Origin of the sequence: Pseudomonas sp. 18.1.10 (assembly GCF_024655625.1) — a bacterium.
In the GTDB taxonomy this organism is placed as follows: domain Bacteria; phylum Pseudomonadota; class Gammaproteobacteria; order Pseudomonadales; family Pseudomonadaceae; genus Aquipseudomonas.
This window is the reverse complement of record NZ_JANLGL010000222.1, coordinates 1-8,822: the sequence shown is the minus strand read 5'-3', so window position 1 is coordinate 8,822 and position 8,822 is coordinate 1. Positions and strand designations below refer to the sequence as shown.

General features: G+C 63.4%; 9 protein-coding genes. 5 read left to right on the top strand and 4 right to left on the bottom strand.

The window, feature by feature from the left end; all coding sequences use genetic code 11:
- Nucleotides 1-94: 94 nt before the first annotated feature.
- Nucleotides 95-949, bottom strand: coding sequence for a LysR family transcriptional regulator (locus NUV89_RS25020; RefSeq protein WP_257783428.1), 855 nt, complete (start codon nucleotides 947-949; stop codon nucleotides 95-97).
- A gap of 88 nt (nucleotides 950-1,037) precedes the next feature.
- Between NUV89_RS25020 and NUV89_RS25015 the strand changes: the two genes are divergently transcribed.
- Nucleotides 1,038-1,499 (top strand): multidrug/biocide efflux PACE transporter, encoded by a 462-nt coding sequence (locus NUV89_RS25015; protein WP_017738799.1) that lies wholly within the window; start codon nucleotides 1,038-1,040, stop codon nucleotides 1,497-1,499.
- Here the strand turns inward: NUV89_RS25015 and NUV89_RS25010 are convergent.
- Nucleotides 1,456-2,214: an SDR family NAD(P)-dependent oxidoreductase gene (locus NUV89_RS25010; protein WP_257783427.1), complete on the bottom strand. Its 759-nt coding sequence runs from the start codon at nucleotides 2,212-2,214 to the stop codon at nucleotides 1,456-1,458. The genes NUV89_RS25015 and NUV89_RS25010 overlap by 44 nt on opposite strands.
- A gap of 106 nt (nucleotides 2,215-2,320) precedes the next feature.
- On the opposite strand from NUV89_RS25010, the gene NUV89_RS25005 reads away from it, so the two are divergent.
- Nucleotides 2,321-3,217 (top strand): LysR family transcriptional regulator, encoded by an 897-nt coding sequence (locus NUV89_RS25005; RefSeq protein ID WP_207040792.1) that lies wholly within the window; start codon nucleotides 2,321-2,323, stop codon nucleotides 3,215-3,217.
- Here the strand turns inward: NUV89_RS25005 and NUV89_RS25000 are convergent.
- A complete protein-coding gene (locus tag NUV89_RS25000; RefSeq protein WP_257783426.1) occupies nucleotides 3,214-4,131 on the bottom strand; it encodes a LysR family transcriptional regulator in 918 nt (305 codons plus the stop codon). The genes NUV89_RS25005 and NUV89_RS25000 overlap by 4 nt on opposite strands.
- Before the next feature lie 102 nt (nucleotides 4,132-4,233).
- On the opposite strand from NUV89_RS25000, the gene NUV89_RS24995 reads away from it, so the two are divergent.
- Genes NUV89_RS24995 through NUV89_RS24985 form a run of 3 tightly spaced genes read left to right on the top strand, consistent with a single transcriptional unit; the run spans nucleotide 4,234 to nucleotide 6,898 of the window.
- Nucleotides 4,234-4,992 (top strand): 5-oxoprolinase subunit PxpA, encoded by a 759-nt coding sequence (locus NUV89_RS24995; protein ID WP_257783425.1) that lies wholly within the window; start codon nucleotides 4,234-4,236, stop codon nucleotides 4,990-4,992.
- 56 nt (nucleotides 4,993-5,048) lie between these two features.
- Complete coding sequence (locus tag NUV89_RS24990; protein WP_257783424.1) at nucleotides 5,049-5,927, top strand: allophanate hydrolase subunit 1; 879 nt, start codon at nucleotides 5,049-5,051, stop codon at nucleotides 5,925-5,927.
- On the top strand, nucleotides 5,924-6,898 hold the full coding sequence (locus tag NUV89_RS24985) for a biotin-dependent carboxyltransferase family protein (RefSeq protein WP_257783423.1): 975 nt from the start codon (nucleotides 5,924-5,926) through the stop codon (nucleotides 6,896-6,898). The genes NUV89_RS24990 and NUV89_RS24985 overlap by 4 nt, the downstream gene beginning before the upstream one ends.
- A gap of 111 nt (nucleotides 6,899-7,009) precedes the next feature.
- On the opposite strand, the gene NUV89_RS24980 is transcribed toward NUV89_RS24985, so the two are convergent.
- The gene (locus NUV89_RS24980; RefSeq protein ID WP_257783422.1) at nucleotides 7,010-8,626 is read right to left on the bottom strand and encodes an inorganic phosphate transporter; all 1,617 of its coding nucleotides are present in this window, start codon (nucleotides 8,624-8,626) and stop codon (nucleotides 7,010-7,012) included.
- Between the last annotated feature and the right edge of the window lie 196 nt (nucleotides 8,627-8,822).

Sequence of the window (8,822 nt, the reverse complement as noted above, 5' to 3'; positions counted from 1 at the left end):
TCAATACATTTGCCGACTGAACCACCGCCTTCGCGAGCAAGCCCGCTCCCACACAACCCCGCTCCCATATTTGATCTGCGTTGGCAGGAAGTCCTCACTCCAACATCTTGCCCAGCAACCAACTCCCCGCCGGCCCCGGCGGGTGATGCCGCGACCACAACGCATCCACCGCCACCGAGCGCGGCCAACTGCGGGCTTTCAATTCCACCAGTTGGCCGCCATCAAAGCGCTCCACCAGCCAACGTGGCAGCGGCGCCCAGCCAAATCCGAGCTGGGCCATCTCCATCAGCATCAGGTAGCTCGGCGCCGACCACACCCGCCCGCTGGCGCGGGTTTCATTTGGGTTGATGATGCTGGCCAGGCGCAGCTCGCGGTGTTGTCGCAGGGTGTCGGCGGGGATGTTGTGCAGCTTCGCCAAGGGGTGCTTGGGTGCGACATACAGCGCGATTTCCGTGCGTTCCTCCACGGGCGCGCCGGTCAGGTCGGGCGGGTACACCTCTTGTTTTTCGATAAACGCCAGCTGCGCCCGGCCGCTTTGCACCAGGGCGATCAAGTCTTCGCATTCGGCGATCAGGCATTCCAGCTCAAGGTCCGGGTAGCGTTGTTCGAACGCACTGAGGGCGACCTCAAAGCGGTCGGATTGATAGGTGTCCGACATGGCAATCGTCAGCTTCGGCTCCAGGCCTTGGGACAACTGGCTCGCCGCCAATTCCAAACGGCTGCTGGCCTCCAGCACCTGCTCGGCGCGTTGCAGCAACACCTGCCCGGCGGCGGTCAGGGTGGGCTTGCGGCTGCTGCGGTCAAACAGCACCAGGTCCAGGTCAATCTCCAGGCTCGCCACGGCGGCACTGACGGTGGACTGGCTCTTGCCCAGCTTGCGCGCCGCCGCGGAAAACGAGCCCTGGGTGGCGGCTTGCACAAACGCCTGCAGCACTTCATTGGACGCCATGACTATCGCCTATCTCGATGGTTATTGGTTATGAAGTATCGGCTCAAGGGGTAATCATGGCAACAGACACCCCCCACGGAGCCCGACCATGAACCCTACCAAATCGATTTCTGAACGTGTTGGCCAAGCCCTCGGTTTTGAAGGCCTGGCCCTGTTGATCTGCACACCGTTGCTGGTGTGGATCACCGGCCGCCCGGCGCTGGAGATGGGCGCGGTGACGCTGGGCATCAGCTTGCTGGCGTTGACCTGGAACATCATTTTCAACAGCCTGTTCGACCGCCTCAAGGCGCGCCTGCAACTGGCCAACAACGCCTGGACACGGGTGCTGCACGCGCTGATGTTTGAAGGCGGGCTGATTATCGTGTGCGTGCCGCTGATTGCCGCGTGGCTGAACATCAGCCTGATGGACGCGTTTATCCTCGACATCGGTGTACTGCTGTTCTTCCTGCCGTACACCTATGTCTACCACTGGGCCTATGACGTGCTGCGCGACAAGCTCCAGGCGGTCAAAGAAACATCCCGCCCGAAGCCTCAATGCGCTGACCGGTGATCCAATGGCTGCCATCGGCCAGCAGGGTTGCAATGGCCCCGCCGATATCGTCCGGCAACCCGGCACGCCCCAGTGCCGTGTTGTTGGCGACCATGCTGTTGAGGGCCGCATTGTCACGCACGGCGCCGCCGCCGAAGTCGGTCTCGATGGCGCCGGGGGCGAGGATATTCACGGTGATCCCGCGCGCGCCCAATTCCTTGGCCTGGTAGCGCGTCAGCACTTCCATCGCCCCTTTCATTGCCGCGTACGCCGCATAGCCCGGCAGGCTGAACCGCGCCAGGCCGCTGGAAATATTGACGATGCGCCCGCCATCTCGGATCAGCGGCAGCAGCTTTTGCGTGAGGAAAAACGGGCCCTTGAATTGGATCGCCACCAGTTGGTCGAACTGCGCTTCGCTGGTTTCGGCAAAGCTGGCGTGGGCGCCGATGCCGGCGTTGTTGATCAGAAAGTTGAAGTGCTCCTGTGCGAATACAGCCTTGAGCACGCTGGCGACTTCGCCGACAAAATCATCGAAGGTGGCGCTCTGGCTCACATCCAGTTGCAGCATTGCGGCGCGGCCGCCCAGGGCCTGGATCTGCTCGACCACCGCCTGGGCTTCGGCCGCCGCGCTGTGGTAAGTGCCGATGATATCGACGCCCTGTGCCGCTAGGTGCAGCGCCGCGCTTTTGCCCAGGCCGCGGCTGGCGCCGGTGATCAATGCGATTTTACGGGTCATGGTGCAGTCCTCTCAGGTGGTCAGTGGGATTGAGTGTATTTGTCCGGTCATTACGTGATAAACAGCGCTATACCGGAATCACTGGCCGGATAAGGCGAACAATCCCATGAACAAACTTGAGCTGCTGCGCACCTTTGTGCGCGTCACTGAACTGTCGAGTTTTACCGGCGCCGGCGAGAGCCTCGGCCTGCCACGCTCCACCGTGTCCGAGCACGTGCAAGCGCTGGAAGAACTGCTCGGCGCGCGTCTGTTGCAGCGCACCACGCGCAAGGTGCAGGCGACCCAGGACGGGCGGGTGCTGTACGAACGCAGCAAGGATCTGCTGGCGCACATGGAGGAGTTGGAAGGGCTGTTTCGCCAGGACGAGGCGCAACTAAGCGGGCGTATCCGGGTGGACATGCCCAACGTGATGGCGCGGGAGTTGATCCTGCCGCGCCTGCCAGAGTTCATGGACGCGCACCCGCTGATCGAGCTGGAAATCAGCAGCACCGACCGCCAGGTCGACCTGCTCGCCGAAGGCTTCGACTGTGTGTTGCGGGTGGGTGCGCAACCGGACCAGAGCGTGGTGGCGCGCCTGCTGTGCAGCCTGCCGATGATTAACTGCGCGAGCGCGGCCTACCTGCAACGTTACGGCGTGCCGACGACGCTGGCGGACCTTGCCCACCATCAACTGGTGCATTACGTACGGCCGTTGGGTTCACGCTCGGCAGGCTTTGAATACCAGCAAGGCAATAAGGTGCACCGCATTGCCATGGCCGGGCGGGTCACCGTCAACAGCACCGATGCGTACCGCGTGGCGTGCCTCGGCGGGTTTGGCATTACCCAGGTGCCGGCCCTGGGCATTCGCGAGTTGCTGGCCAGCGGCGAGTTGGTCGCATTCTTGCCCGACTACCCGGCGCCGCCGCTGGATGTGTCGCTGCTGTACGCCGGCCAACGGCATTTGCCGCTGCGGGTGCGGGTGTTTATGGACTGGCTGGCCGCGCTGTTGCAAGGCGCACTTTAGCGGCGCGCCGACAACTGTTGCGGGGCGAGGAAGGCGTCGTGGAAGTAGTCGCGAAACGCCTGCATCGCCGGGGTGAACGCGCGCTCGCGGTGCCAGGCCAGGCCGACGCTCATCGGTGTGACGGGGTCGGTGACGGTCAGCGTTTCGATGCGCTTGCCTTCCAGGGACCAGGGCCGGTGCACCAGGTCCGACAGAATCGCCACGCCGCTGCCGTTGGCGACCATGCTGCGCACCGCCTCCACCGAACTGGTGCGCAGGCGCACCTGGGGCGTTTGCCCGGCCTGTTCCCAGTAGCGCATGGCGCTGTGTTCGGCCTCGTCGACGGTGAGCAGGATGTAGGGTTCCCGGGCCACGTCTGCCAGGCTCACGGCGCCGCGTTCGCACAGCGGGTGATGGCTGGGCAGCCACAGGCGGCGCTCCGAGTTAAACAGGATCTCCGAGGTGATATCCGCGTGGGTCAGGTTGGCGGTGAGCACCACGGCCATGTCGAACTGGCCGTCCAGCAGGCCTTGCTCGATGGCCTGGCGTTCCTGCTCGAACACCTGGATGGTCACGTCCGGGTGCCAATGCTCCATGCGCTGCAAGTGGTGGGGCAGGAAGTAACCGAGCACCGTGTAGCTGGCGGCCACCCGCAGTTCACCGCTGGCGCGGTAGTCGGGCAGCGGACTGTTCAGGGCGTCGTCGACACTGCGCTGGATCACGTAGGCACGGTTGAGAAAATGCCGCCCGGCGTCGGTCAGGTTCATGCCCTGGGCTGAGCGCACGAACAGTTGCACGCCGAGCATGGCTTCCAGCTCCTTGATTGCGGTGGTGACCGCCGACTGGGAGATGTTCAAGTGAATCGCCGCCTGGGAGATCTGGCCGATCTCGGCGGTGGCGACGAAGTAGCGGACTTGGCGCAAGGTCAGGGACATAGCGATATCTGTTTTTCAGAAGATAGCCCATCTGATAATAGATCTTCCCAAGGGGTCAAGCCGCAGCCTACTTTTTGCCATCACCTAGGCGGAGCGACCTCAATGCAGGCAGTGGATTTCAACTCGGACATGGGCGAAGGTTTCGGCCCCTGGACCATCGGCGATGGCGTCGACGCGGAGCTGATGGCCTACATCAGCTCGGCCAATATCGCTACCGGCTTCCATGCCGGCGACCCCGGCACCATGCGCCGCACCGTCGAGCGCGCCAAGCAACTGGGCGTGGCCATCGGTGCGCACCCGGGCTTTCGCGACCTGGTGGGCTTTGGCCGTCGGCATATCAATGCGCCGGCCCAGGAATTGGTGGACGACATCCTCTACCAACTCGGCGCGCTGCGGGAAATCGCCCGCGCCCAAGGCATGACCCTGCAACACATCAAGCCCCACGGCGCGCTCTACATGCACCTGGCCCGCGATGAAGAAGCCGCGCGCTTGCTCGTGCAAAACCTGCAAATCATCGAGCCGACGCTGTTGCTGTACTGCATGCCCAACTCGGTGATCTGGCGCGTGGCCAAGGAACTGGGGCAGCCGGTGGTGCGCGAATTCTATGCGGATCGTGAGTACGATCTGAGCGGCTCCATCGTGTTTACCCGCACGGTGCGCGCGCTGGATCCTGCGACGGTCGCGGCACGAGTCCTACGGGCTTGTCAGACCGGACTGGTGCGCACCGTCGAAGGCGAAGACCTGTTTATCGAATTTGATTCCATCTGCCTGCACAGCGACACCCCGGGTGCCCTGGAGTTGGTGGAAGCCACCCGCGAAGCCCTGGACAGAGCGGGCATTACGGTTAAAACCGCAGAATAAGATCGCCCCGTTATTTTTTCGCCTGCCTTTCTACAATGATTCCAAGAGGAACAGACATGGCTGAAACAACCCCCATCCGCTACAGCTTCGGCGGGGATGAACACCTGTTTGCCGAAGTCAGCGACAGCATGTCCCTGGAGGCCTTTTTCACAGGCATGGCAGTGACCCGCGCGGTGGAGCGCCTGGCGCTGGAAGGCGTGTTGGACGTGTGCCTGGCCAATGCCTCGTTCCAGATCCGCTTCGACCCCGACCGCATCGCGCCCCACGTGCTGCTCGACGCCGTGCAACGCGCCGAAGCCCAGGCCGTGGCCGAGCGCACCTTGCACACGCGCATCATCGAAATCCCGGTGCTGTACAACGACCCCTGGACCCACGAGACGCTGATGCGCTTTCGCGACCGCCATCAAGACCCCAGCGGCACGGACCTGGAGTACGCCGCGCGGATCAATGGCCTGGCCGATGTGGACGCGTTTATCAACGCCCACAGTGGCGCGCCGTGGTTTGTGTCAATGGTGGGGTTTGTCGCGGGCTTGCCGTTCATGTTCCAGATGGTCGAGCGCGAGCGCCAATTGCAGGTGCCCAAATACCTGCGCCCGCGTACCGACACGCCGAAATTGACCCTCGGCCATGGCGGCTGCTTTGGCTGCATCTACTCGGTGCGCGGCGCCGGTGGCTACCAGATGTTCGGCGTGACCCCGGCACCGATCTACGACCCGGCGCAGCAGTTGGCGTACCTCAAGGAGCACATGGTGTTCTTTCGTCCCGGCGATATCGTGCAGTTCAAACCCATGGACCGTGACGCCTACGACCGGGCCGTCGCCGAGGTGGACGCAGGACGTTTCGACCTGCGCATCCGCCCCGTGGAATTTTCCCTCGACGCCTTTCTGGCCGACCCCATCGGCTACCCGAAAACCCTGCAGGAGGCGCTGGCATGATAAAGGTCCTCAAACCCGGCCTCGCCACCTCGGTGCAAGACCTTGGCCGCGAAGGTTATTACCACCTGGGCATCCCGCCGTCCGGTGCGTTGGACCAGTACGCGCTGAGTGCGGCCAACCATCTGGTGGGCAACCCGCCTGGCGCGGCCGGTTTGGAATGCACGTTGATCGGCCCGGAACTGGAGTTCCAGCAGGACGCCCTGGTGGCCCTCAGCGGCGCACTGATGTCGCCGCGCCTGGACGGCGAAGTGGTGCACCAGGACACCGCGTTCCAGGTGCGTGCCGGGCAGGTGCTGCGCTTTGAGTTTCCCAAGGCCGGCGCGCGCACGTACCTGGCGGTCGCCGGTGGCATCGATGTGCCGGTGGTGCTGGGCAGCCGCTCGACTTACACCCTCGGTGCCCTCGGTGGGTTCCACGGACGACGCTTGCAGGAAGGCGATGTGTTGCCCATCGGCGAGGCCAGCGGTGCGGGGCGTGCCGGCAACAGTTTGCCGATGGCCTTGCGCCGTTCCGTCGGCGGTGATGTGACCTTGCGGGTGGTGCCGGGGCTGTATTACGAGCGCTTGAACGAGGCGGCCAAAGGCAGTTTTTTTGCCGAACCCTGGACCGTGGGTTCAGAGGCAGACCGTATCGGCTATCGCTTCAAGGGCGGCAGCGCGCTGAGCTTTCAGCCACGGGAACAGCCGTTTGGCGCGGGCTCGGATCCGTCGAACATTGTCGACAGTTGCTACCCGATCGGCTCGATCCAGGTGCCGGCGGGGCTGGAGCCGATCGTGCTGCATCGGGATGCGGTGTCGGGTGGTGGCTACGCGATGATCGGCACGGTCATCAGCGCCGACCTGGACTTGATCGGGCAGATGCAGCCGAACCAGCGGGCGGGGTTCGTGGCGGTGAGTTTGGAGGAGGCGCTGGAGGCGCGGCGGGTCTACAAGAAGCGGGTGAAGATGATGACCGGGTTGTTCGCCGGATAAAACTGTGGGAGCTGGCTTGCCTGCGATAGCGGATTAACATTCAACAGATTTGTTGACTGATCCACCGCCATCGCAGGCAAGCCAGCTCCCACATTTTTGCTCTGTGTCGGGTCAGAAGAGTTTGGTGAATAGCCAATAGAGACTGCCCGATAACAGGATCGCTGCTGGCAAGGTCAGCACCCACGCCATCAGCAGATTGCGGATAGTCCTCATCTGCAACCCACCGCCATTCGCCACCATGGTCCCCGCCACACCCGACGACAGCACATGGGTGGTGGACACCGGCAAGCCATACATGTCCGCTGCGCCAATGGTCAGCATCGCCACGGTTTCCGCCGCCGCGCCCTGGGCGTAGGTCAGGTGGGTCTTGCCGATCTTCTCGCCCACGGTCACCACGATGCGCTTCCAACCGACCATGGTGCCCAGGCCGAGGGCGATGGCCACGGCGATCTTCACCCACAGCGGGATAAAGCGCGTGGAATTGTCGATCTGTTGCTTGAACAGTTGCAGCTTGCCTTGGGTGTCGGCGTCGAAGTTGCCGACCTTGCCCTTGTCCATCAAGCGAATGGTTTCGCTGGTCAGGTACATGTCGTTGCGTACGTTGCCTACAGCTTCGGCGGGGACTTTGGCCAGGGAGCCGTAGCCTTTGACTTCTTCACCGATCTGCCCGGCGAGGGCGGCCAGGGCCGGCACCAATTCCGGCGTGGCTTCCTTGGTGCGTACATAGGTGGAGAGGATCGGCCGTGGATCGCCCGCCAACACCTGCGGCGCGCTTTTTGCCAGGGCGACCTGGGTCACTTCGGCCACGGCGGCGAACTGCAACGATTGTTCGGCGGGCATGGTGCGGTTCAGCGCGTAGGCCATCGGCAACGTGCCCACCAGGATCAGCATAATCAGGCCCATGCCTTTTTGCCCATCGTTGGAGCCGTGGGCGAACGACACGCCGGTGCAGGTGGCGATCAGCATGCCGCGAATCCACCACGGCGGCGGGGTGTCGCCTTTCGGTGCCTTGTACAGCGAGCGGTTCTTCACAAAGGCGCGCAGGGCCAGCAACAGCAGCGCGGCAAAGCCGAAGCCGATCAGCGGCGACAGCAGCAAGGCGTAGCCAATCTTGATCGCCTGGGCCCAATCCACACCGCTGGTGCCGTCACGCCCATGCATCAAGGCGTTGGCCACGCCGACGCCGATGATCGAACCGATCAGGGTGTGGGACGACGAGGCCGGCAGGCCCAGCCACCAGGTGCCGAGGTTCCACAGGATCGCCGCGATCAGCAGGGCAAAGATCATCGCGAAACCGGCCGATGAACCGACCTGCAAGATCAGCTCCACCGGCAGCAGGGCAATGATGCCGAAGGCCACCGCGCCGCTGGACAGCAGCACGCCGAGGAAGTTGAAAAAGCCCGACCACACCACCGCAAAATGCGGCGGCAGCGAGTTGGTGTAGATCACCGTCGCCACGGCGTTGGCGGTGTCGTGGAAGCCGTTGACGAACTCGAACCCCAGGGCGATCAACAGCGCCACGCCCAGCAGCAGGAACGGCGTCCAGGTGGTGACCACCGTGCCCAGCTCGTGCATGTCGTGCATCAGGCTGTAGGCGGTGAACAGCAGGCCCATGGCGAGCACGGCGAAGAAAATGATCACCGTCACCAGGTTGGGTTTCTTGTCCAGCCGGGGCTTGGGGTCTGCGGGGGAGGCGTGGGGGGAGGCAGTCAGGGAAGGGGTGGCCATGCCGGAGCATCCAGTGTGGGAGGGATGTCGGTCATGATCGTTGCAGAATGTTACAGAGATGCTGCCATATGTCAGTGTTTCAATGATTGAAGATGCCGCCGGTCGAGATAACACCGCAGGGTTAAATGTGGAGTGGGCTTGTGTGGGAGCGGGCTTGCTCGCGAAAGCGGTGGGTCAGCCAATACATGTGCAAGCT